This window comes from Thermomonas sp., from assembly GCF_041905325.1.
Taxonomy (GTDB): domain Bacteria; phylum Pseudomonadota; class Gammaproteobacteria; order Xanthomonadales; family Xanthomonadaceae; genus Thermomonas.
Map to the genome: position 1 here is coordinate 1 of NZ_JAYRLK010000036.1, position 1923 is coordinate 1923.

Sequence of the window (1923 nt, forward strand, 5' to 3'; positions counted from 1 at the left end):
CGTCGGTCATCTCCTGCTTGTGGCGGCGCGCGATGGCCACGGCATCGGGCAGGCTGCCGCCGACTTCGGCCACCGCATTGATGAAGGCGCAGCCGCGGAACGCCGGGTCGGCAAACCATTCGGCCAGAGCCGCCACCAGCGGCGCCAGGCCGCCGCCCGGGCGTGCGCCGTGGCGGCCCAGCGCGTCCACCAGCCAGGCCATCCAGCGCTCGTGCCGGTAGTCCAGAAAGGCGCGCACCAGATCGTCCTTGGACGGAAAGTGCCGGTAGAAGGTGAGCTTGGCCACGCCAGACTCGGCAATCAGCCGGTCCACCCCGGTGGCGCGGATGCCGTCGCGGTAGAACAATGCATGCGCCGTGACGAGGATGCGCTCGCGCGCGGGCAGGTGGCTCAGATCCATGTGGTAGATTGTAGACAGGTCTGTCTACTTCAAGGAACCCCATGGAAACCAAGCCACCCCTGCCCCCGTTCACCGCCGAAACCGCTGCGCAGAAAGTGCGCATGGCCGAAGACGCCTGGAACACCCGCGACCCCGACCGCGTGGTGCAGGTCTACACCGAAGACACGCGCTGGCGCAACCGCGCCGAGTTCCCGGTGGGCCGCGAGCAGGTGCGCGGCTTCCTGCAGCGCAAGTGGGCGCGCGAGCTGGACTACCGGCTCATCAAGGAGCTGTGGGCTTTCACGGGCAACCGGATTGCGGTGCGCTTTGCCTACGAATGGCACGACGATTCGGGCCAGTGGTTTCGCAGCTACGGCAACGAGAACTGGGAATTCAACGAACAGGGCTTCATGCAGCGGCGCTTTGCCAGCATCAATGACCTGCCCATTGCCGCGCCCGATCGCAAGTTTCACTGGCCGCTGGGTCGGCGGCCCGACGACCACCCCAGCCTGGGTGATTTGGGACTTTAGCGCACCAAAATGGCGCGAACGGGGCGCACCAATCTGGCACGACCATTGCATGCACCAAGCCCATGCATGCTGACGCCCTGAAATGGCAAAACCCGCCCGCCTCTGCGCCCGACCCGCTCTGGCAGCACCAGCTTGGGCTGTTGCTGGAGTCCACGGGCGAGGGCATTTTCGGGATTGACCTGGCCGGGCACTGCACCTTCATCAACCGGGCGGGCGCGCGCATGCTGGGCTGGGAGCCGGCCGATGTGCTGGGCCACAACATGCACGAGCTGACGCACCATTCGCATGCCGACGGCTCGCACTACCCCGACACCGACTGCCCGATCTTCAATGCCTTCCGTCGCGGCCTGCCGTGCCGCATCGACACCGAGGTGTTCTGGCGCCGCGACCGCACCGCATTCGCGGTGGAGTATTCCAGCCACCCCATCATGGACGGGCCGCAGGTGCGCGGCGCGGTCATCACCTTTGTGGACATCACCGAGCGCAAGCGCGCCGCCGACGCCCTGCAAAAAGCCAAGGACGAGCTGGAGCTGCGGGTGGCCGAGCGCACGCGCGAGCTGTCGGTGGCGCTGGGCCAGCTGCGCGAGCTGGCGGCGTACTCCGAGCAGGTACGCGAGGAAGAGCGCACCCGCATCGCCCGCGAAGTGCACGACGAACTGGGCAGCCTCCTGGTGGCGCTGAAGATGGACGTGAACTGGCTCGACAAGCGCCTGGCGGAGCAGCAGTCGCGCGAGGCCGAGGCGGCGCAGGCCATGCGCGAGCGCATGCGCAGCAAGTGCCAGAACATGAGCCGCCTGATCGAGAACGCGGTCGACAACGTGGGCCGCATCATCACCGACCTGCGCCCCAGCATCCTGGACCACCAGGGCCTGTGGGCCGCGCTCGAGTGGCAGGCCCACGAGTTCGTGCAGTCGGCCGAGCTGGCGCTGGACTGGCAGATGCAGGTGGACGCCGCGCCGGAGCTGCCCGAACCTGCAGCGATGGCCGTGTTCCGCATCTTCCAGGAAATGCTGT

3 protein-coding genes are annotated in these 1923 nt (G+C 67.4%); 2 read left to right on the forward strand and 1 reads right to left on the reverse strand.

Features of this window, described 5'->3' with window-relative positions; all coding sequences use genetic code 11:
- The coding region (locus ACE3OK_RS12475) for a TetR/AcrR family transcriptional regulator (RefSeq protein ID WP_374249879.1) at window positions 1-400 on the reverse strand (400 nt) is incomplete at its 3' end.
- A 41-nt stretch (window positions 401-441) separates the two neighbouring features.
- Here ACE3OK_RS12475 and ACE3OK_RS12480 point away from each other — a divergent pair.
- Together ACE3OK_RS12480 and ACE3OK_RS12485 are read left to right on the forward strand one after the other, a co-directional pair.
- Window positions 442-909, forward strand: a complete 468-nt coding sequence (locus ACE3OK_RS12480) for a DUF1348 family protein (RefSeq protein ID WP_374249880.1) — start codon at window positions 442-444, stop codon at window positions 907-909.
- Window positions 910-971: 62 nt separating this feature from the next.
- Window positions 972-1923, forward strand: a 952-nt coding sequence (locus tag ACE3OK_RS12485) for a PAS domain S-box protein (protein ID WP_374249881.1), incomplete at its 3' end; no start/stop codon positions are given.